Genomic DNA, 18,571 nt, shown 5'->3' on the forward strand with positions numbered 1-18,571 from the left:
GGGGAGCGTACGCCCAGCGGCTTCACGCGGAGATGTGCAGGGCCTCCACAGTCCTTACCAGAGGCGCGAGTTGAGGGTTTCCGGCCGCCTCGTCCAAGGCCTCGCGCAGGGCCCGGTCATTGGTGGGCCGGGCCTGGGCGAGCAGGGCCAGACCGGACTCGGTGACATCGGTGTAGATGCCGCGCCGGTCGGTGTCGCAGAGGTACCGGGTCAGCAGACCGCGGTCCTCAAGCCGGGTGACGAGCCGGGTCGTGGCCGACTGGCTGAGCACGACGGCGTCGGCGACCTGCTTCATCTGGAGGTGCCCGCCCGGGCCGCTGTGCTGGCGGCTGAGGACATCCAGCAGCGAGTACTCGCGCACGCTGAGGTCGTGCCCGGATTGCAGGGCGCGCTCGATGTGGGCGTCGATCTTGCCGTGCAGCAGGGAGAGCGCACACCACCCCTGGGCGAGGGCGGTGAGTGCGGGGTCCGTCGCGGTCATGCGTGTGTCCTCCGTCCGGAGCTGCTTGTCCTCAGGATAGTCCACGAGCGCAATAGCCCGCGTTTGCAATTAGTCAGCGTCTGCAATTATTGTGGACGCCCGTAAGGGGCTCACGCAATCTCCTGGAAGGTCATCCCATGCCACTCGCCCTCCTCGCCCTCGCCATCGGGGCGTTCGGTATCGGCACCACGGAATTCGTGATCATGGGGCTGCTCCCCGAGGTCGCCGGCACCTTCGACGTCTCCATCCCCACCGCCGGATACCTGGTCAGCGGCTACGCGGTCGGCGTCATGCTCGGCGCCCCGCTGATGACCGTCCTGGGCACGAAGATCACCCGCAAGCGGATGCTGATGCTGCTGATGGGCTTCTTCATCGCCGGCAACGTGCTCTCCGCCCTCGCGCCCGCCTTCGGGCTCATGCTGGCCGGACGAATCGTCGCCTCCCTCGCCCACGGCGCGTTCTTCGGCATCGGCTCGGTCGTCGCGGCGGATCTGGTCGCCCCCGAGAAGAAGGCCGGGGCCATCGCGATGATGTTCACCGGTCTGACCGTCGCCAACGTCGTGGGCGTGCCGGCCGGCACGCTCATCGGCCAGCAGGTCGGCTGGCGCGCCACGTTCCTCGTCGTCGCATCGCTCGGAGTGCTCGGTCTGCTCGGAGTCGCCAAGCTGGTCCCGGACATGCCGAAGACCCAGGGCGTACGGCTGCGGCACGAGATCGCCGCGTTCCGCAATGTCCAGGTGCTGCTCGCCATGGCGATGACCGTGCTCGGGTTCGGTGGAGTCTTCGCCGCGATCACCTACATCACGCCGATGATGACGAACGTCGCCGGCTACGCCGACACCTCCGTCACCTGGCTGCTCGTGCTCTTCGGCCTCGGCATGGTCTCCGGAAACCTCATCGGAGGCCGGTTCGCCGACCGTGCGCTGATGCCCATGCTCTATGTGGCGCTGTCCGGGCTCGCCGTGGTCCTGGCGCTGTTCACGGTGGCCGCCCACGACAAGTTCGCCTCCGCGGTCATGGTCTTCCTCATCGGCGCACTCGGCTTCGCGACCGTGCCCCCGCTGCAAAAGCGCGTCCTCGACCAAGCCGCGGGAGCGCCCACCCTGGCGTCCGCCGTCAACATCGGCGCCTTCAATCTCGGCAACGCGCTCTCCGCCTGGCTCGGCGGCATCGTCATCGCCGCCGGCCTCGGCTACACCGCCCCCAACTGGGTGGGTGCCGCTCTGGCCGCCTCCGCCCTCGTGCTCGCCTTCGTCTCCAGCGCACTGGAGCGCCGTACGAGCAGTGGCAGCCGGGTCGTCGCGGGCACCGTTCCCGAGCCGGTCCGGGCCACCGCGGCCCACCACTGAAGCAACTGCCCACCAATCAACAGGAGTTCCTCCCATGAGCACCCCCACCATCGCCACAGCCCCGCTCACCACCCACGAAGCGGAAGCCCTCGTGGAAGCGGCCCGCGCGGCCGCCGAGGCGGCCGGGGTCGCCACAGCGGTCAGCGTGCTCGACGCGGGCGGCCATCTGCTCGCCTTCCGCCGGGACGACCGGGCCGTACTGATCGCCGGTGAGACCAGCACCCGCAAGGCCTTCACGGCCCTTCAGCTGAACACCCCGACCGCCGACCTGGTGGACGCGGTCCAGCCGGGCGGCCTCTTCCACACCCTGCCGACGGCCCTGGACCGCCCGCTCCTCTTCATCGCGGGCGGCGTGCCCGTCCACCGGGACGGCCGACTGATCGGCGCGATCGGGGTGGGTGGCGGCGCCCCCGGTCAGGACCACGGCTTCGCCACGGCGGCCGTGGAGGCGCTGACCCGGCGCTGAACCGTAGGCGCTCTGGCACGACGTGCGGCCCTGTCGCTCTGGCCTGGCGCCGAGCGCACCGACACAGAGACGCCCGCCCTCAACTGCGCGCGATATCGCGGCACATGAGGGCGGGCATGCGTCGTCGCGGCGGCCGGCGGCAGCTGGCGGCGGCTTAGCCCGCCGCCACCGTCAGGGGCGCGAAGCGGCGCGTCCAGTCGCCGGGGAGAGCCGGAATCCCGTACGTCATCACCGCGTTGAACCCGACCGACTCGACGCCGGATGCCTTCAACCAGCTCAGTAGTTCCTCATGGCGTACATCCACATCCGTGCGCAGGGGACGGTCCGTGCCGGCCGCCAGGGAGGCGACCAACGCCTTCGCGGTCTCGGTGTCCCGGGCGATCAGGGGGCCCACCACCTGGGTGTTCATGTTGGGCCACGCTGCCGCGAAGCCCGTCAGTCCGGTCGCGTCCCGCGCGACCCGCAGCTGGTCGCAGAAGGCGGGCAGGCGGGTGATCATGTGGGTGCGATCCTGGCCGAATACCTCGGCGTCGAGCCGGAGGATCGCGGGCAGGTCGTCCGCGCTCGCGGGACGGGTGGCCACCGTCGGAGCCGGTCCGGACGGCTGGAAGTGGCCCCGGACCATCTCGGCGCGGCCGGTCGTCTCGAAGCCCAGCTCCTCGTACAGCGGGCGTCCGTTCGGCGTGGCGTGCAGCGTGAGCGGCGTGCCGTCCCACTCGCGGAGCACGTCCGTCATCAGCCGCCGTCCGACGCCCTGCCGGGCGAAGCGCTCGGCTACCAGAACCATCCCGATGGCCGCGAGACCGGGACCGTACGAGGTGACGACGCAGGCGCTGACCAGCCCCTTGCCGTCCGGGGCATCGATTCCGTAGCCCGTGCCCGCCGCTAGCAGAAGCCCCCATTTGTGCTCCTCGCGTGGCCATCCCCGGTCCTCGGAGAGGTCGGCACAGGCGATGAGGTCTGCGGTGGTCAAACGGCGCAGGGGAAGCGCGTCGAGCGGTGAGGGCATGAGGCTCAGGTTGTCCGACGTACCGGTACGTCGTCCACCGTTTTCCGGCTCTCGGCACGGTGCTTCCGGCCACGCCGGGTCAGTCCCCACGGCTTGAGCACCGAGATCGCCGTCATGAAGAAGTACGCGCCGGAAGAGACGACCGGTGCTGCCACGAGGCTCGTGTCGGGCACCCCGGCCGCGACCGCGCCATTGATCTCCGGCCGCAGCAGAAAGGCCGACAGGCAGAGCGTGCCCAGGGTCAGCCAGAATTTGATCCATACCCAGCGATGACGGGCGAGCCCCCAGCGGGTGCCCAGCGACAGCACGACGCCTGTGACCAGGGTCAGCAGCGCGACGGGCAGCACGAGCCAGTCGCCGAAGACCTTCATGGCGCGGTATGCGGCCTCGGTCATGCCGGGCGAGTCCGTGGTGTAGGCGGTGATGCCGAGTGCGAGAAGGCCGAGGGTGAGGCCCAGCCAGCTCACCGAGACGGCGACATGGGCCACCAGCCAGCCCCTCCGGGTGGAGCGCCGTAGATGTTTCACGTGAAACGGCGCCCGGCTCGTGGGTGCGGATACGGAGAGAGGTGGATGTTTCACGTGAAACAGCGTGCCGTCGAGAGCCCGCGCCAGTCGTCCCGCAGGGGGAGTAACCCCGCGTACTAGGCTCGGCGTACATGGCGAGACTTCACCTCTTCGACCTTGACGGCACTCTCATACGGGGCTCCGCCGCGCCGGTCGAGATCTCCCGGCAGCTCGGGCTCCTCGATGAGATCGGCGAGCTGGAGGTGGAGTTTTCCACCGGCCGGATCGGGTCTCCGGAGTACGCGAGGCGGGTGCACGCCCTGTGGGCCGGGCTCACCGAGGCGCATGTGACGACCGCTTTCGAGACCGCCCCCTGGCTCATGGGGATCCAGGACGTCTGGCAGGAGATCCGCGGCGAGGGGGACTACTGCGCCGTGATCTCGCTGTCTCCGTCCTTCTTCGTGGAGCGGCTGCTCGGCTGGGGCGCTCATGCGGCCCACGGCTCGCTCTTCCCCGAGGTGCCCTTCACCCGGCCCGTGGAACCCGAGGGGCTCCTGAGCCCGGCCGCCAAGGTGAGCGTGATGAACCGGCTGTGCGCCGAGTTCGGCGTCGGCAGCCAGAATTGCGTGGCCTACGGGGATTCGATGTCCGATGTGGACCTCTTCGCCGCCGTGCCGGTGTCGGTCGCGGTGAACGCGGACCACCATCTCGCGGACCGCGCCACCCACACCTACACGGGCGGCGACCTCCGGGAGGCCTACGCACTGGTCCGCTCGGCCCTGTGAGCCGCCGCTAGCCCAGATCGGGTGCGTGCATGGCCCGCACGCCCTCGATGTTTCCGTCGAGATAGTGCCGGAGGGACAGCGGAACGAGATGCACCGAAGCGATCCCGACACGGGTGAACGGGATGCGGACGATCTCGTACTCGCCGCAGGGCTCCTCGATCTCGGGGCCGTGCCGTAGCGAGGGGTCCATGGAATCGAGGCGACAGACGAAGAAGTGCTGCACCTTCACGCCGGTCGCGCCCCCGTCGGCACCGATGTGCTCGACGGTGTCGACGAAGCAGGGCACCACATCGGTGATCTTCGCGCCGAGTTCCTCGTCCACTTCGCGGTGCAGGGCCTCGACGACGGTGGCGTCCTCGGGCTCGACCCCGCCGCCGGGAGTGAGCCAGTACGGGTCCATGCCGGGCTTGGTGCGCTTGATCAGAATCAGGTCGTCACCGTCAAGCAGAACGGCTCGGGCGGTGCGCTTGACCACTGGACGTACGGTCATGGGAGAAATGTGGCCCGAAGGGACGCCTGCGAAACTCCTCGGGTCTCCTCCACTGCCCCTCAGCTCCAGTCGGCCGCGGCACGCAGCAGCCATTCCTGCGCCCGCGCAATGTGCGGGAGGCCGAGTGTGCCGGTGCGCGCCGCGAGGAAATAGGTGCGCAGCGGAGGCACCGGAGGGTCGAGGAGCGCCACCGCCTCGCCTTGTTCCAGGGCTGTCTCGCACAGATAGCGTGGCAGCACGGCGAGACCCGCTCCCGCGGTCACCGCGGCGAGAACCGCCCGGAGATCGGGTGCCACGACCGTGCCCGCGGCGGCGGGTTTGGCGTCGAACACCGACGCCCAGTAGCGCGTGACCAGGGGCAGTGACTCATGGACCTCCACCACGGGGATGGCCTCCAGCACGGCCGGCCCGCCGTGCCGCACCGCACCCGGCCCGAGCCGTGCGGCCCAGCGCACCCCGGCGACCAGCACGTGCTCCTCGTCGCACAGTGCGGTCGCGGTCAGTAGCCCGCCTCGCGGCCGGGCCGTGGCGATGGCGAGATCGTGGTGGCCGGCGGCCAGGCCCTCCAGGGTCTCCTCGGCGTTGCCGAAGGATGCCCGCAGCGCGAGCCCCTGCGGGATGAGCCGGGTGAGCGCGGGCAGGGCGCGCAGCGCGGTGAACTCCGGTGGCCCGGCCAGATGCAGGGTCCGCAGGGCCGATGCCTCGCCAAGGCCGGACTCGGTGATCTCGACCAGCGCGTCCAGATGCGGAGCGGCCCGCTGGGCCAGCTCGTCGCCCATGGCCGTCGGGGTCACCCCGCGCGCTTGGCGCAGGAAGAGCGGATGCCCCAACTGCCGCTCCAGCGTGCGTATCTGGCCGGTCACCGCGGGCTGCGAGAGCCCCAGCAGGGCTGCGGCCCGGGTGAACGAGCCCGCTCTGTGCACGGTGACGAACGTACGCAGCAGGGCAAGGTCCATGGTGCCCTCCCGTCCTGAACTGCTTCATGACGTCCCCGGCCGGACACAACTATAAATATGTCGATAGGCCCCTGTCGCTACCGTGATTGGACACTGACGCACAGTCAACTAGCCTTGTCCGGGCGGTTCTCGTACGCGGGAACCGGGGCGGTCCGAGCCATGAGGGGGGAGGCTCGGACCGCCCGTCCTACGGACGGGGCCCGGCCGGCGAGCCCGCCTCCGCCAAGGCGCGCTCCACGTCCGCGATCAGGTCGGGGGCGTCCTCGGCGCCGACGGAGAAGCGGATGAAGCCCTCCGAGACGGCGTCGCCGCCCCAGCGCCCGCGCCGCTCCGCCGTGGAGCGGACGCTGCCGAAGCTCGTGGCGTCGTCCACGAGGCGCAGCGCCTCCAGGAACCGCTCGGCGAAGGCGCGGTCGGGCAGGTCGAAGGAGATCACGCAGCCGAAGCGCCGCATCTGCGCCGTGGCCGTCCGGTGGGACGGGTCCGAGGGAAGTCCCGGGTAGCGCAGGCCGGTCACCTCCTCCCGCTTGGCCAGTGCCTCGGCGAGGGCCAGCGCGTTCGCGGCCTGCCGGTCGGCGCGCAGGTGCAGCGTCGCGAGGGAGCGGTGGGCCAGCCAGGCCTCCATCGGGCCCGGAATCGCGCCGACGACCTTGCGCCACTTGCGTACGCGCGCGGCGAGATCGGGGTCGCGGCAGACCACGTAGCCGAGCAGGAGATCGCCGTGGCCGGTCAGGCCCTTGGTGCCGCTGGCCACCGCGAAGTCCGCGCCGAGTTCGAGGGGACGCTGCCCGAGCGGCGTGGCCAGGGTGTTGTCGACCGCCACCAGAGCGCCCGCGTCATGCGCGGCCCGCGCCAGCCGGCGCACGTCGCACACATCGAGACCGGGGTTGGACGGTGTCTCGATCCACAGCAGCTTCGCGCCGTCCAGGTGGGCGAGCTGGGCGTCGCCGGCGGTGGGCGCGGTGCGCACCGCGATGCCGTACGCCTCCAACTGCTCGCGCACCAAAGGCAGCGCCTGGTAGCCGTCGTCCGGCAGCACCACCGTGTCGCCGGTGCGCGCGTGGGAGAGCAGCACGGCCGAGATGGCCGCCATCCCGGAGGCGAAGACGATCGCCTCGGCGCTCTCGTCGGGCGACTCCAGCTCGGCTATCGCCCGCTCCAGATGCGTCCAGGTCGGGTTGGTGTCACGGCCGTAGGTGTACGGCCCGGTGGCCTCGCCCGGCAGGTGGAAGTGGGCGGCGAACACCGGCCCGGGCAGGGTGGGTTCGTAGGCCACCGGCTCGGGGAGCCCGGCGCGTACGGATCGGGTGCCGTCACCTGTCATGCCGCACGCTCCATTTCATCGCGGTGGGGGGTGGCCAAGGCTCAGTCCTTGTCGTCGGGCAGAACGATGTGCATCGCCCAGGAAACGATCGAGATGATCAGGGCGCCGAGCACGGCGGTCCAGAACCCCTCGACGTGGAAGCTCAGGTTGAGCTTGTCGGCGAGCCAGGAGGTCAGCAGCAGCATCAACGCGTTGATCACCAGCGTGATCAGCCCGAGGGTGAGGATGAAGAGGGGGAACGACAGCAGCTTGACCAGTGGCTTGACGACGAAGTTCACCACGCCGAAGACCAGCGCGACCAGAATCAGCGTCAGGGCCTTCTTGCCGGTGTTGTCACCGGTCAGGGTGATGTTCTTCACCAGCCAGACGGCCACCGCCAGGGCGGCCGCATTGGCGATCGTCTTGACTACGAAATTCTTCATGGGTCTGATCGTGGCAGACGTGATCAGCACGAGCGCAGGGGCAGAGGGCGATGAAAGACTTCCGACTCGACGAGCTGGAGGCGGAGCGGGCCGCCAACGACGGTGCGTATCTGCAGTTCCTGCGGGAGCGCACCATGTCGGCGGGGCTGTACGCGCTCGACGCGGGCGCGCACGACCCTCAGTCCCCGCACGCCCAGGACGAGATCTACTTCGTGGTCAGCGGCCGCGCCTCCATCACCGTGGGCCTGGAGACGACGCAGGTCGCGCGGGGCAGCGTGGTCTATGTGCCGGCCGGAGTGGCGCACAAGTTCCACCACATCACGGAGGATCTGAGGGTTCTGGTCGTCTTCTCTCCCCCTGAGAGCTGAGGGTCGCCCCCGATTCTCCCTAAGGGTTCGGTCAGGGGTGTTCAAGGGCTGCGAGGGCCCCGCAGGGTACCCCCTCGCGCCTAGCATCAGGAGTGTCGAAAGCACACGACTGGTGAACTGACGAAAGAGGTAAGGACGATGGCGGCACGGGAAATATTCGCGGGGATGCCCTGGTGGGTGAAGTGGGTCGCCGTGCCCGTCATCGCCCTGGTGGTGTTCGGCGGCCTGATCGCGAGCGTGGTGGGCTTCCTGTTCGGACTGCTCTTCAAGCTGCTGGTCTTCGTGGCCCTGGTCGGCGGTCTCATCTATGTGGTGCGGAGGTTCATGTCCTCCTCGTCGTCCTCGCGCGGCGACTGGTAGCGGGACCGGGCGGAACGACGACTTCCGCCCGGAGCCCGGCTGGGCATCCGCGATACCGGACCGGCGTGCACGCCGCGCCCATGACGTCCGGGGATTAGCCCGGCCGGGGGAACGAAGCCGGCGAAACCCCCTGACCGGCGAAGTCGGCCATTAGAGTGGCTGGTCCCTGCCGCCCCCTGGGAATCACGGGTCCCGACCGATCCCTGCCTCCGGTTCGACCGCCCGTGCCGCCCCTTGGGACGTGCGGCGGGGCCCGCGGGGGTGGCCCCCGCAGTCGGGCGTCCTGCCCGTCGGCACTCCTGGGGGTGACCCGTGGCCACGGCTTCGAATGCCGCCGTCCCTACCCTGATCGGCTCGGTCCAGCGGGCCTTGCGCCTGCTGGAGGCAGTCGGGTCCCACCGGGACGGCGCCCCCGCCAAACAACTGGCCCGCGAGGCCGGACTGCCGCTCCCCACCGCCTATCACCTGCTGCGCACCCTGACCCACGAGGGCTATCTGCGGCGCGAACACGGGGTGTTCGTGTTCGGGCCCGCGGTCGAGCGGCTGGCCCATGGCGGGGCACTGCAGAATCGTCGCAGCAAGATCGCCGACTCGTTGGCGCACTGGCGGGACTCCATCGGGGTGCCCGTCTATTTCGCCGTCTGGCGCGAGGGCGAGATCGAGATCGCCGGGGTCGCCGACACCCCTGCCGCGCCCGCGGTCGAGGAGTGGGCCGACTTCCGCGAGACCGGGCACGCCCACGCGATCGGCCAGTGCCTGCTCAGCCAGCTCGACGAGCGCACCCGCGAGGACTATCTGGACCGGCATCCGGTCGAGGCCATCACCCCCTTCACCGTGCGGGACCGCCGTACCCTGTCGGAGCGGCTGGCGGCTACGGAGCGTATGCAGCCCGTGATCGAACGGCAGGAGTACGCGCTCGGTACGGTCTGCGCGGCGATCCCGATCACGGCCGGTTCCAGCGCTGCCGCGGTGGCCATTTCCGTACCCCTTCACCAGGAAGAACGTCTGCTTCCCGCCATCGAGCAACTGCGGGGCGAAGTGGGTGGCCTGTTCCGCACCCTGGCCTTCTCTATCAGTATCTGAAATATCACTCCTTGTGATCTGTTGGGGCTTCCAGCACGATTGCGTCAAGAGGGCCATGCGGGATCATTCCTGGCCAGTTTCGGCAAAAGCGGGGTACGTGCGATGCGTGAATCGGTTCAGGCAGAAGTGATGATGAGCTTCCTCGTCTCCGAGGAGCTTTCCTTCAAGATCCCGGTGGAGCTGAAGTACGAGGCGGCGGACCCCTATGCGGTGCGCATGACTTTCCACCTTCCCGGCGACGCGCCCGTGACCTGGGCGTTCGGCCGTGAACTGCTGCTCGACGGCATCAACGGGGCGACCGGGGACGGCGATGTGAGAATCGAGCCCAGCGAGCCCGAGGAGCTCTCGGACGTCCACATCCGGCTCCAAGTGGGCGCGGACGCGGCCCTGTTCCGGGCCGGCGCGGCGCCGCTCGTGGCCTTCCTCGACCGCACCGACAAGCTCGTACCGCTCGGGCAGGAGTGGACGCTCGGGGAGTCCGACGAGCATTTGGAGGAGGCACTCGGTCGCATCCTCGCCGAGGAGAACGCCGGCTGACCCGCTACTTCTTGCGGCGGTGACCGCCCCCGCCGCGTACCGCGCGCGGCCCGGCCGACCCCGTGCCCGGCCGGTCGGCGGAGACCACCAGGGCGGCGAGCGCCGTGGTCAGCGGCACCGAGGCGACCAGGCCGATCGAGCCGACCAGGGTGCGGACGATCTCCTCGGCGACCAGCTCGCTGTTGGCCACCGTGCCCACGCTGCTCTGCGCGATCGAGAACAGCAGCAACAGCGGCAGTGCGGCTCCCGCGTAGGCGAGCACCAGGGTGTTGACCACCGACGCGATGTGGTCGCGGCCGATCCGGATGCCCGCCCGGTACAGGCCGCGCGGGCCCATGGTCGGGTTGGCCTCGTGCAGCTCCCAGACCGCCGATGTCTGCGTGACCGTCACATCGTCGAGTACGCCGAGCGATCCGATGATGACGCCCGCGAGCAGCAGGCCGGACATGTCGATGTGCGGGTAGAGGCCGTGGATCAGGCCCGTGTTGTCGTCCGTGTTGCCGGTGAGCGAGGCCCAGCCGATGAAGAGCGAGCCGAGCAGCCCGATCAGCATCAGCGAGACGAGGGTGCCGAGGACGGCGACGGAGGTGCGCGCGGAGAGGCCGTGGCACATGTAGAGCGCGATCAGCATGATGGCGCTCGCCCCGACCACCGCCACCAGAAGCGGATTGGAGCCCTGCAACACCGCCGGAAGGATGAACAGCGTCAGCACGGCGAACGAGACCACCAGGGCGACCAGCGCCATCACCCCGCGCAGCCGGCCGACGACCACCACCGCGAGCGCGAAGATCCCGGCGAGCAGTGCCATCGGGAACCGGCGGTTCACATCGGTCACCGAATATTGCAGGTCGTGCGGTGCGTCGGGGGCGTACGCGACGATCACGCCCTGGCCCGTGTGCAGCTGGCGGGGCGAGTCGGGCTGGACGATCTCGGTGAAGGTGCGGCCCTTCTCCTTGCCCGAGGTGACCTCGACGGTGGCCTTCTTGCACACCCGCTGCTCGGTCTTCCTGGCCTGCTGGCTCTCGGCGGTGGAGGTGTCACCGTTGGACGGGGCCTGCCCGGCGTTGACCGAGGCGCAGTCGACTTCTTCGACCTTGACCACCTTGGCCTGCTGGGTCTGGCGGTCGAAGCCGACGCCGGTGCGCTGGTGCGGCGGGGCGCCGCCGGGCCAGAGCACCACGAGACCCACAAGTACCGCCGTGGAGAAAGGAATCAGCACGGCGGCGATGACCTTGCGCAGGTGCTTGGAGACGGGGGCGGCGGGCCCGTGCGCGTGGGAGTGGCCGTGCCCGTGGCCGTGTCCGCCGTGCTGGTGCGGAGGGTGCGGTTCTGGTGAGGTCACCGCCCGATCATCGCAAGAACACCGGGGGCCCTCTGTTCAGCGCGCCAGTGATGACGCTAGCGTGGTGACACCTTTGCACACGCGGGAGCTCGGAGCACCGGGCTGAGAGGGCGCTGAAAACCGTACGAACCGTACGGAAACGGCTGCGCCGACCGCCGAACCTGTTACCGGGTAATGCCGGCGTAGGGAGTAGGTCTCATGACCATTCAGGACGCACGCACGCCTGCCTCCAGCACTGAGGAGAGCGGGAAGTCCATCGGCTGGCACAAGGGGTACGTGGAGGGATCGCGCCCCGACCTCAAGGTGCCGGTCCGTCAGGTGCACCTCACCAACGGCAAGGCCGTGACGCTGTACGACACCTCGGGCCCGTACACCGACCCGGGCGTCGAGACCGACGTCCGCCGCGGCCTCGCCCCGCTCCGTGAGAACTGGATCATCGGGCGCGGCGACACCGAGGAGTACGCGGGCCGCCCGGTCCGCCCCGAGGACGACGGCATCAAGCACACCTCGCCGCGCGGCGGGCTCAAGAACCTCGACGCGGTCTTCCCCGGCCGCCCGCGCCAGCCCCGCCGGGGCCGCGGCGGCCAGGCCGTCACCCAGCTCGCGTACGCCCGCCGTGGCGAGATCACCCCGGAGATGGAGTACGTCGCGATCCGCGAGAACGTCTCCCCCGAGGTCGTCCGCGAGGAGATCGCGGCGGGCCGCGCCGTGCTGCCCGCCAACATCAACCACCCAGAGATCGAGCCGATGATCATCGGCAAGCGGTTCCTGGTGAAGGTCAACGCCAACATCGGGAACTCCGCGGTCACCTCCTCCATCGAGGAGGAGGTCGACAAGATGACGTGGGCCACGCAATGGGGCGCGGACACGGTCATGGACCTCTCCACGGGCCGCAACATCCACACCACCCGCGAGTGGGTGCTGCGCAACTCCCCCGTCCCCATCGGCACGGTCCCGCTCTACCAGGCGCTGGAGAAGGTCGACGGCCGCGCCGAGGAGCTGACCTGGGACATCTACAAGGACACGGTCATCGAGCAGGCCGAGCAGGGCGTCGACTACATGACGGTCCACGCCGGCGTGCTGCTGCGCTATGTGCCGCTGACCGCCCGCCGCAAGACCGGCATCGTCTCGCGCGGCGGTTCGATCATGGCGGCCTGGTGCCTGGCGCACCACAAGGAGTCGTTCCTGTACGAGAACTTCGAGGAGCTCTGCGAGATCCTCGCGGCCTACGACGTGACGTACTCGCTCGGTGACGGCCTGCGCCCCGGTTCCATCGCGGACGCCAACGACGAGGCGCAGTTCGCGGAGCTGCGCACGCTCGGGGAACTCAACACGATCGCCAAGCGTCACAACGTACAGACGATGATCGAGGGCCCGGGACACGTCCCGATGCACAAGATCAAGGAGAACATCGACCTCCAGCAGGAGATCTGCGAAGAGGCCCCGTTCTACACCCTGGGGCCGCTGACCACCGATGTGGCGCCCGCCTACGACCACATCACCTCCGGCATCGGTGCGGCGATGATCGCCTGGTGGGGCACCGCGATGCTCTGCTACGTCACGCCCAAGGAGCACCTCGGCCTGCCCAACCGTGACGACGTGAAGACCGGCGTCATCACGTACAAGATCGCCGCTCATGCGGCGGACCTGGCCAAGGGGCACCCGGGCGCGCAGGAGTGGGACGACGCGCTCTCGGACGCCCGGTTCGAGTTCCGCTGGGAGGACCAGTTCAACCTGGCCCTCGACCCGGACACCGCCCGGGAGTTCCACGACGAGACGCTGCCCGCGGAGCCGGCCAAGACCGCGCACTTCTGCTCGATGTGCGGTCCGAAGTTCTGCTCGATGAAGATCTCCCAGGACATCCGCCGCGAGCACGGCGGTGACCTGAAGTCCGACGAGATCGAGGCCGGAATGGCGGAGAAGTCCAGGGAGTTCGCGGACGCGGGCAACCGGGTCTATCTGCCGATCGCCGACTGAGGCCGTGCGGCCTCGCGCCGCCCCGGGAGCGGACCACTCCCGGGTGCGGCGCCGCACCCGCCGGTTCAGTCCGGCTGGTGCTCGGGTCCGCCGTAGTCGGGGCTGGTGAAGTCCGGGCTGGTGAAGCCCGCGTGGCGGGTGGGGGAGCCGCCCTCGTCGGGGCTGCCGAAACCCGGGCGGTCGTAGCCGAGGGTGGGGATGCGGCCGATCGGTCGGCGCGGCGCGGGGGCGCCGGGGTCGACGCTCGGATCGGCGAGCGCGTCCCGCAGGAAGGGGTAGATGCCCCGCTCCAGCAGGGCGTGGCGCCAGGCCTCGCGGGCGCGGGCGAGTTCCTGCGTCTGCTCGTCGGGGGCGTCCGCCTCGCTGTCCTGGTCGATGGCGACGACCTGGGTCGCGCCGTTGCGCACGGCGGTGATCAGCAGCCCGATGCCGGCGGCGAGTATCGCGGCGGCGGTCAGCGCGCCGAAGAACCAGCCCGCCGTCACCATGGTGTCGGCGAAGGCGGGTTGGGGCTTGAGCATCTTCAGTACGTAGCCGACCAGCAGGAATATCGCTGCCGCGGTGCCCGCGAGCACCGGGGCCAGGACCGTGACGACGGCCCCCACGCCCGCGCCCGAGGGCTCCAGGACGGTGTTCTCGGCGGTCGCCAGGACGGAGTCGTGCCCGGTGGATCCGGAGTGCGCGCGCAGCTCTTCGCGCGCCCTGACGTAGTGCTCGTACTCGGCGGCCGCCCGCTCGGTGACGAACGTGCCGGCGGAGAGCACCATGGTGCGCAGTTGCACGGCGTTCAGACGGTCGCCGATACCGGACAGCTCGGGCCGTTCATGCGCGGTGCGCAGTGCCTCGTCAAGAATCCGCTCGAACTCCGGGCGGTCCTCGCTGAGCAGGTGCGGAGCGCTGTTCATGTGCATCCCCCGATGCTCCGTAGGGCCGGGATGCCCGCCTGAGGAACGGGCAGTTGGGCGGAAACGGAGGAGAGCCTGCTACGGATAACCCGATGGTAGAGCCGCTACGGCACGCGGTGACAGGGTGTTTCCGGAAATGGCATACCCGGCGCTTTGCGGAAGGCCTTCCCGGTCAACCGTCACCCATGCAGAGGCAGTTGCTGGACCAGCAGCTTTCCGGCCATGGTCACGCCGCCGTCCATGGCGATGGCAAGGCCGTCGGCGTAGACGTGCGGGCCCTCGACCACCGGGCGCGAGTCCTCCTCGCCGTCTTCGGTGCCGACCTCTCCGAGCAGGTAGGGAATGGGGCTGTGGCCGTGCACCACGCGCTGACCGCCGTACGCGGAGAGCAGCTCGCGGGCGGCCTGCGGGCCCGATTCGTCACGGAAGGCGAAGCGCTTGGTGAACTTGCGGAACAGGTCCCAGCACTCGTCGGCGTCGTTGCGGTTGAGAATGGCGTGGACCGTGTCGTTGACGGCCTCGATGGAGTCGCCGTAGTCCAGATAGGCGGTCGTGTCGGAGTGCATCAGGAGGTGGTCGTCCTCCTGCTCGATCGCGTCGAGCCGGGACATCCACTGGAGGTGTACGTCCTGGAGCCGGTCCATGTCGGCCTTCTGGCCGCCGTTGAGCAGCCAGGCGGCCTGGAAGGTGGCGGTGCCCGCGCCCGAGTTGACCGGGGTGTCGGCGAACCGCTTGGCACCGATGAGCAGCAGCTCGTGATTGCCCATGAGGGCCTTGCAGTAGCCGCCGGCGGCCGCGGCCTCGGCGGAGAGCCGCATGACGAGGTCGATGACGCCGATGCCGTCGGGGCCCCTGTCGGTGAAGTCGCCGAGGAACCACAGGCGCGCGGTGCCCGCGGCCCAGTTGCCGGACTCGTCGATGAGGCCCTGGGCGCGCAGCGCGGCGAGGAGTTCGTCGAGGTAGCCGTGGACGTCGCCCACGACGTACAGCGGGCCGGGGCCCTCGGGGATCTCGGCGGCGAGGGGCTCGACCGTCGGCAGCTCGACCGTGTCGCCGCGCTGGATCACCGGGAGGTCCCGGGCCGTCGGCGTGTAGCCGTCGGGCTCATCACCCGAATAGGTGGCCGCGCCGGGCGCCGGAGGAGGCGCGGGCGCCTCGGGGTGGCCGGCGGGTGGCTGCTGGTGGAAGAGCGGCACCGCGGGCTCCGGTTGTCCGGCCGGTTCCTCCGGCGGTGGCACGGGGGTCTGTTGCGCATACGGCGGCACCCGGAAGTCACGCAACGTCTCCGTCCGCACGGGTCCCTGACCGGCCCCCTGAGTCATCGACCCCTCCACCACCGTCGCGCCGCCGTACACCCTGGGAGCCGCCAGGTCGGGCGGGGATCCGTGGTGTCGTGCGCCCATCATAGGAATGCGCCTCATGCTGTGTGACGCACCAGGGGTGGTCAATCCGGGTGCGAGCGATGTTCGCGGGTGGTTATGTCCCCAATGTGGTGGTCTAGTCCAGGCCGATCCTGACATTGGTCCGCGCTATTGGGACAGGGCTGTGCCCGATGCCGGACGACTGGAGCCGCCGTCCGGCCGGAGTTCACTCCTTGCCGGGGCCCGGCTGGTTGTCCTTGGCCGGCGATCGGGGCGGGCTGACCGTGGTGCGCGGAGGCCGTCGCTGGGAGGAGGTGCGCACGATCAGTTCGGTCGGTATCACCTGCTCGATCGGCTGGCCGTTGTCGATCCCCTCGATCGCGTCGATGAGCAGCTGGACGACGGCCGTGCCGATGCGCCTCGGTTTGAGCGAGAGCGTGGTGATGGGCGGCTCGGTGGTGGCGTACACGGTGGACTCGCTACAGCACACGAGCAGCAGGTCCTCGGGCACCCGCAGTCCGTAGCGCCGGGCGGCCGCGAGCAGATCGGTGCCGTTGGGGTCGAAGAGTCCGTAGACGGCGTCGGGCCGGTCCGGGCGGGCGAGCAGCCGGTCGGCCGCGACGGCGCCCGCGCAGGGGTCATGCGCCGGGTAGGACTCGTACACCGGGTCCTGGCCGACGCGTTCGCACCAGCTCAGATAGGCCTCGGTGGAGAGCCGGGTGTAGGTGTCGGTGGTGGTTCCGGTGAGCAGGCCGATCCGGCGGGCGCCGGCGGCGGCGAGATGGTCGAGCAGGTCGAGTACGGCGGCCTCGTGGTCGTTGTCCACCCAGGCCGTGACGGGCAGGCTGCCCGCCGGGCGGCCGTCGGAGACGACCGGAAGTCCCTGGCGTACGAGTTCGGTGACGACGGGGTCCTGGTCGGAGGGGTCGATGACGACGGTGCCGTCGAGGGCGACGTTCGACCAGACGTCCGCGGGGCTGCGGCGTGAGGTGGCGGGCAGGATGACGAGGGCGTAGCCGCGTGCGAGGGCGGCGGAGGTCGCCGCCCTCGCCATCTCGGCGAAGTAGGCGAATTCGGTGAAGGTGAAAGGTTCATCCCCGTAGGTCGTCACGGTCAGGCCGATGAGGCCCGACTTGCCGGTACGGAGCGTGCGGGCCGCTGCGGATGGGCGGTAGCCCAGCCGGTCTGCGACCTCGCGGACGTGGCGGCGGGTGGCGTCGGGGAGCCGGCCCTTGCCGTTGAGCGCGTCGGAGACGGTCGTGATGGAGACACCGGCGGCGGCGGCTACGTCCCGAATACCTGCCCGCCCCAGCCGGCGACCGGTCGACCGGCTCACCTGGTGCTTCCCTGCTGCTGTCATGGCGAGCCGATAGTAGGGCGATGACGGATGGTTGGCCCGGGTGCATATGCACGCGTTGACAGGCACGTTTCTGCATGATCGTAAAGCGTCAATCGCCTTGCGATGCAAGGGAGTTGGGCGATATTCCGACGCGGTGACGCTTGTCGACCCGTGGGCGGCTGGCAACTGTCCGAGGTTTCGAAGAGGTCTCAACTCACCTGCACGGGTGATGCGCGCTACGGCGCGAGCCACCGGCGTGCGCCATGAACAGAAGCGCTCCCCCCTCCGCCCGCGCCCGCCGGGAACCGGCCCCCGTCCCCTATTCGCAGGGAAGCCGAATCCTCATAAGGTGAGGAGCATTGGATGTGTACGGAGCTGTCCGCGCCGGCGGCCACGGCATCCGTACGGAACGGTCGAGGAGGACCTGCGGTGAGCGAGACGAGCCCCAAGCTGCGCGCCGAGCTGGACGGCATCCCCACCTACAAGCCGGGCAGGCCCGCAGCTTCCGACGGACCGGTCGCCTACAAGCTGTCCTCGAACGAGAACCCCTACCCGCCGCTCCCGGGCGTGATGGAGAGCGCGGTCGCGGCCGCGGGGAGCTTCAACCGCTACCCGGACATGGCGTGCACCGGGCTGATGAACGAGCTGGCCGACCGGTTCGGGGTCCCCCTCACGCACCTGGCCACCGGCACGGGCTCGGTGGGCGTGGCGCAGTCGCTGATCCAGTCCACCTCCGGCCCCGGTGACGAGGTCATGTACGCCTGGCGTTCCTTCGAGGCGTACCCGATCATCACCCAGATCAGTGGAGCGACCTCGGTCCGGGTGCCCCTGACCCCGGGCGATGTGCACGACTTGGACGCGATGGCCGACGCGATCACCGACCGCACCCGGCTGATCTTCGTCTGCAACCCGAACAACCCGACCGGCACCGTGGTGCGCCGGGCCGAACTGGAGCGCTTCCTCGACCGGGTGCCCTCCGACGTCCTGGTGGTGCTCGACGAGGCCTACCGGGAGTTCATCCGGGACACCGAGGTGCCGGACGGCATCGAGATCTACCGCGACCGTCCGAACGTGGCGGTGCTGCGCACCTTCTCCAAGGCGTACGGGCTCGCCGGGCTGCGGGTCGGCTTCGCGGTGGCCCACGAGCCGGTGGCCGCGGCGCTGCGCAAGACGGCCGTGCCCTTCGGCGTCAGCCAGCTCGCCCAGGACGCGGCGGTGTCCTCGCTGCGCGCCGAGGACGAACTGATGGGCCGCGTCGGCGCGTTGGTGGGCGAGCGCGAGCGGGTCTACGCGGGCCTGGTGCAGCAGGGCTGGACCGTGCCCGAGACGCAGGCGAACTTCGTCTGGCTGCGCCTCGGTGAGCGCACGGTCGACTTCGCCGCCGCATGTGAGGCGGCCGGTGTCGTGGTCCGGCCGTTCGCGGGCGAGGGCGTGCGCGTCACGATCGGCGAGGGCGAGGCCAACGACCTGTTCCTCAAGGTCGCGGAAGGCTTCCGCAAGCAGGCCTGATC

General features: G+C 69.9%; 20 protein-coding genes. 9 read left to right on the top strand and 11 right to left on the bottom strand.

What is annotated here, in order from left to right; all coding sequences use genetic code 11:
* Window positions 1-22 precede the first annotated feature (22 nt).
* Entirely contained in the window at window positions 23-481 is a 459-nt protein-coding gene (locus CG740_RS15155; RefSeq protein WP_100575649.1) for a MarR family winged helix-turn-helix transcriptional regulator, read from the bottom strand.
* Between the two features lie 137 nt (window positions 482-618).
* Between CG740_RS15155 and CG740_RS15160 the strand changes: the two genes are divergently transcribed.
* Together CG740_RS15160 and CG740_RS15165 are read left to right on the top strand one after the other, a co-directional pair.
* Window positions 619-1,830: an MFS transporter gene (locus tag CG740_RS15160; protein WP_100575650.1), complete on the top strand. Its 1,212-nt coding sequence runs from the start codon at window positions 619-621 to the stop codon at window positions 1,828-1,830.
* Between the two features lie 34 nt (window positions 1,831-1,864).
* Window positions 1,865-2,296 (top strand): GlcG/HbpS family heme-binding protein, encoded by a 432-nt coding sequence (locus CG740_RS15165; RefSeq protein WP_100575651.1) that lies wholly within the window; start codon window positions 1,865-1,867, stop codon window positions 2,294-2,296.
* Between the two features lie 154 nt (window positions 2,297-2,450).
* Here the strand turns inward: CG740_RS15165 and CG740_RS15170 are convergent, their stop codons facing one another.
* Together CG740_RS15170 and CG740_RS15175 are read right to left on the bottom strand one after the other, a co-directional pair.
* Window positions 2,451-3,305 carry a GNAT family N-acetyltransferase gene (locus tag CG740_RS15170; protein WP_100575652.1) on the bottom strand — a complete coding sequence of 285 codons (855 nt, stop codon included), beginning with the start codon at window positions 3,303-3,305 and terminating at the stop codon, window positions 2,451-2,453.
* A 5-nt stretch (window positions 3,306-3,310) separates the two neighbouring features.
* Entirely contained in the window at window positions 3,311-3,832 is a 522-nt protein-coding gene (locus tag CG740_RS15175) for a DUF2269 domain-containing protein (protein WP_100575653.1), read from the bottom strand.
* Window positions 3,833-3,963: 131 nt separating this feature from the next.
* Between CG740_RS15175 and CG740_RS15180 the strand changes: the two genes are divergently transcribed.
* The gene (locus CG740_RS15180) at window positions 3,964-4,596 is read left to right on the top strand and encodes an HAD family hydrolase (RefSeq protein WP_100575654.1); all 633 of its coding nucleotides are present in this window, start codon (window positions 3,964-3,966) and stop codon (window positions 4,594-4,596) included.
* 7 nt (window positions 4,597-4,603) lie between these two features.
* Here CG740_RS15180 and CG740_RS15185 read toward each other — a convergent pair whose 3' ends face one another.
* From CG740_RS15185 to CG740_RS15200, 4 genes are all read right to left on the bottom strand, one after another.
* The gene (locus CG740_RS15185) at window positions 4,604-5,086 is read right to left on the bottom strand and encodes an NUDIX domain-containing protein (protein WP_100575655.1); all 483 of its coding nucleotides are present in this window, start codon (window positions 5,084-5,086) and stop codon (window positions 4,604-4,606) included.
* Window positions 5,087-5,145: 59 nt separating this feature from the next.
* Entirely contained in the window at window positions 5,146-6,042 is an 897-nt protein-coding gene (locus tag CG740_RS15190) for a LysR family transcriptional regulator (RefSeq protein WP_100575656.1), read from the bottom strand.
* 187 nt (window positions 6,043-6,229) lie between these two features.
* Window positions 6,230-7,366 carry a cystathionine gamma-lyase gene (locus CG740_RS15195; RefSeq protein WP_100575657.1) on the bottom strand — a complete coding sequence of 379 codons (1,137 nt, stop codon included), beginning with the start codon at window positions 7,364-7,366 and terminating at the stop codon, window positions 6,230-6,232.
* Window positions 7,367-7,407: 41 nt separating this feature from the next.
* On the bottom strand, window positions 7,408-7,788 hold the full coding sequence (locus CG740_RS15200) for a phage holin family protein (RefSeq protein ID WP_100575658.1): 381 nt from the start codon (window positions 7,786-7,788) through the stop codon (window positions 7,408-7,410).
* A 50-nt stretch (window positions 7,789-7,838) separates the two neighbouring features.
* Here CG740_RS15200 and CG740_RS15205 point away from each other — a divergent pair, with 50 nt between their 5' ends.
* From CG740_RS15205 to CG740_RS15220, 4 genes are all read left to right on the top strand, one after another.
* Entirely contained in the window at window positions 7,839-8,156 is a 318-nt protein-coding gene (locus CG740_RS15205; RefSeq protein WP_100575659.1) for a cupin domain-containing protein, read from the top strand.
* A gap of 138 nt (window positions 8,157-8,294) precedes the next feature.
* Complete coding sequence (locus CG740_RS15210; RefSeq protein ID WP_100575660.1) at window positions 8,295-8,516, top strand: DUF5326 family protein; 222 nt, start codon at window positions 8,295-8,297, stop codon at window positions 8,514-8,516.
* Window positions 8,517-8,828: 312 nt separating this feature from the next.
* Window positions 8,829-9,599 (top strand): IclR family transcriptional regulator, encoded by a 771-nt coding sequence (locus tag CG740_RS15215; protein WP_100575661.1) that lies wholly within the window; start codon window positions 8,829-8,831, stop codon window positions 9,597-9,599.
* Window positions 9,600-9,701: 102 nt separating this feature from the next.
* On the top strand, window positions 9,702-10,136 hold the full coding sequence (locus CG740_RS15220; RefSeq protein ID WP_100575662.1) for an SsgA family sporulation/cell division regulator: 435 nt from the start codon (window positions 9,702-9,704) through the stop codon (window positions 10,134-10,136).
* A gap of 4 nt (window positions 10,137-10,140) precedes the next feature.
* On the opposite strand, the gene CG740_RS15225 is transcribed toward CG740_RS15220, so the two are convergent.
* A complete protein-coding gene (locus CG740_RS15225) occupies window positions 10,141-11,478 on the bottom strand; it encodes a YibE/F family protein (protein ID WP_100575663.1) in 1,338 nt (445 codons plus the stop codon).
* A 198-nt stretch (window positions 11,479-11,676) separates the two neighbouring features.
* On the opposite strand from CG740_RS15225, the gene thiC reads away from it, so the two are divergent.
* Window positions 11,677-13,455: a phosphomethylpyrimidine synthase ThiC gene (thiC, locus tag CG740_RS15230; protein ID WP_100575664.1), complete on the top strand. Its 1,779-nt coding sequence runs from the start codon at window positions 11,677-11,679 to the stop codon at window positions 13,453-13,455.
* 65 nt (window positions 13,456-13,520) lie between these two features.
* Here thiC and CG740_RS15235 read toward each other — a convergent pair whose 3' ends face one another.
* The 3 genes from CG740_RS15235 to CG740_RS15245 all read right to left on the bottom strand — a co-directional run bounded on the left by CG740_RS15235 (window position 13,521) and on the right by CG740_RS15245 (window position 17,081).
* The gene (locus CG740_RS15235; RefSeq protein ID WP_100575665.1) at window positions 13,521-14,366 is read right to left on the bottom strand and encodes a hypothetical protein; all 846 of its coding nucleotides are present in this window, start codon (window positions 14,364-14,366) and stop codon (window positions 13,521-13,523) included.
* 173 nt (window positions 14,367-14,539) lie between these two features.
* Window positions 14,540-15,682, bottom strand: coding sequence for a metallophosphoesterase (locus CG740_RS15240; protein ID WP_100575801.1), 1,143 nt, complete (start codon window positions 15,680-15,682; stop codon window positions 14,540-14,542).
* 265 nt (window positions 15,683-15,947) lie between these two features.
* Complete coding sequence (locus CG740_RS15245) at window positions 15,948-17,081, bottom strand: LacI family DNA-binding transcriptional regulator (RefSeq protein WP_100575666.1); 1,134 nt, start codon at window positions 17,079-17,081, stop codon at window positions 15,948-15,950.
* Window positions 17,082-17,489: 408 nt separating this feature from the next.
* Between CG740_RS15245 and hisC the strand changes: the two genes are divergently transcribed.
* On the top strand, window positions 17,490-18,569 hold the full coding sequence (gene hisC, locus CG740_RS15250) for a histidinol-phosphate transaminase (protein WP_100575667.1): 1,080 nt from the start codon (window positions 17,490-17,492) through the stop codon (window positions 18,567-18,569).
* The last annotated feature ends 2 nt before the right edge of the window (window positions 18,570-18,571 follow it).

The organism is Streptomyces sp. CB01201 (assembly GCF_002803085.1).
In the GTDB taxonomy this organism is placed as follows: domain Bacteria; phylum Actinomycetota; class Actinomycetes; order Streptomycetales; family Streptomycetaceae; genus Streptomyces; species Streptomyces hundungensis.

What these genes read in the sequence shown, in the direction of transcription:
- CG740_RS15155 (WP_100575649.1), bottom strand. Translation starts at nt 481, where the DNA reads ATGACCGCGACGGACCCCGCACTCACCGCCCTCGCCCAGGGGTGGTGT.
- CG740_RS15160 (WP_100575650.1), top strand. Translation starts at nt 619, where the DNA reads ATGCCACTCGCCCTCCTCGCCCTCGCCATCGGGGCGTTCGGTATCGGC.
- CG740_RS15165 (WP_100575651.1), top strand. Translation starts at nt 1,865, where the DNA reads ATGAGCACCCCCACCATCGCCACAGCCCCGCTCACCACCCACGAAGCG.
- CG740_RS15170 (WP_100575652.1), bottom strand. Translation starts at nt 3,305, where the DNA reads ATGCCCTCACCGCTCGACGCGCTTCCCCTGCGCCGTTTGACCACCGCA.
- CG740_RS15180 (WP_100575654.1), top strand. Translation starts at nt 3,964, where the DNA reads ATGGCGAGACTTCACCTCTTCGACCTTGACGGCACTCTCATACGGGGC.
- CG740_RS15185 (WP_100575655.1), bottom strand. Translation starts at nt 5,086, where the DNA reads ATGACCGTACGTCCAGTGGTCAAGCGCACCGCCCGAGCCGTTCTGCTT.
- CG740_RS15190 (WP_100575656.1), bottom strand. Translation starts at nt 6,042, where the DNA reads ATGGACCTTGCCCTGCTGCGTACGTTCGTCACCGTGCACAGAGCGGGC.
- CG740_RS15195 (WP_100575657.1), bottom strand. Translation starts at nt 7,366, where the DNA reads ATGACAGGTGACGGCACCCGATCCGTACGCGCCGGGCTCCCCGAGCCG.
- CG740_RS15200 (WP_100575658.1), bottom strand. Translation starts at nt 7,788, where the DNA reads ATGAAGAATTTCGTAGTCAAGACGATCGCCAATGCGGCCGCCCTGGCG.
- CG740_RS15205 (WP_100575659.1), top strand. Translation starts at nt 7,839, where the DNA reads ATGAAAGACTTCCGACTCGACGAGCTGGAGGCGGAGCGGGCCGCCAAC.
- CG740_RS15210 (WP_100575660.1), top strand. Translation starts at nt 8,295, where the DNA reads ATGGCGGCACGGGAAATATTCGCGGGGATGCCCTGGTGGGTGAAGTGG.
- CG740_RS15220 (WP_100575662.1), top strand. Translation starts at nt 9,702, where the DNA reads ATGCGTGAATCGGTTCAGGCAGAAGTGATGATGAGCTTCCTCGTCTCC.
- thiC (WP_100575664.1), top strand. Translation starts at nt 11,677, where the DNA reads ATGACCATTCAGGACGCACGCACGCCTGCCTCCAGCACTGAGGAGAGC.
- CG740_RS15235 (WP_100575665.1), bottom strand. Translation starts at nt 14,366, where the DNA reads ATGCACATGAACAGCGCTCCGCACCTGCTCAGCGAGGACCGCCCGGAG.
- CG740_RS15240 (WP_100575801.1), bottom strand. Translation starts at nt 15,682, where the DNA reads ATGACTCAGGGGGCCGGTCAGGGACCCGTGCGGACGGAGACGTTGCGT.
- CG740_RS15245 (WP_100575666.1), bottom strand. Translation starts at nt 17,081, where the DNA reads ATGACAGCAGCAGGGAAGCACCAGGTGAGCCGGTCGACCGGTCGCCGG.